Origin of the sequence: Candidatus Nitrosotalea sp. FS (assembly GCF_011319475.1) — an archaeon.
Lineage (GTDB): Archaea > Thermoproteota > Nitrososphaeria > Nitrososphaerales > Nitrosopumilaceae > Nitrosotalea.
Window position 1 is genome coordinate 1 of record NZ_RCMC01000035.1, and the last position, 542, is coordinate 542.

A 542-nucleotide genomic window follows, 5' to 3' on the forward strand; every position below is an offset into this window, starting at 1 on the left:
GATATGCTACCACTTCCCTTTGTCACTAGTGGCAACTGGGTATAGTATTGCCCTTTTGGTATAGTAACAGTTTGTGGAGATACAATCATTGATGATGTGCTGACAAATATCTCGGTATCGGAACTTACTGGTGCAGGTAATCCAAACTCATCTTGTGAAAAGACATATGATATCATGCCTTGTGCCTTTGTTGTATTTGTAGGAAGTATCAGTTTCAATGATGATGGCTGTGTGCTTGATGTATACACTGTGGTCTGGCTCTCTACCAGATCACCATGAAGTGCAGCAAATACAGTTGCATTGCCGTCCTTGAGAGGTGTGATTTGAAATATTCCATGATTTGTAAATGCAGGTATGTTGACAGACTGTTGCACATAAAGCGTAGATTTATCGCTTGTTGATAAGAAAAAGATATTTTCCTGGTTTGAAGGTCTGTCCAAAGTTATCATCCCTTCATAGTCCTGGCCTGCAATCATCTTGTGTGGAACCCACAAGGTAAAACTACCCGTGTCTTGTCCGGAATCTTCATTTGATTGTTCCAG

The 542-nt window shown here is 40.8% G+C and carries 1 protein-coding gene; it reads right to left on the reverse strand.

The genetic code is table 11. From position 1 onward, the window contains the following. On the reverse strand, nucleotides 1-494 hold a 494-nt coding region (locus DYY66_RS01570; RefSeq protein WP_166285615.1), incomplete at its 3' end, for a hypothetical protein. Between the last annotated feature and the right edge of the window lie 48 nt (nucleotides 495-542).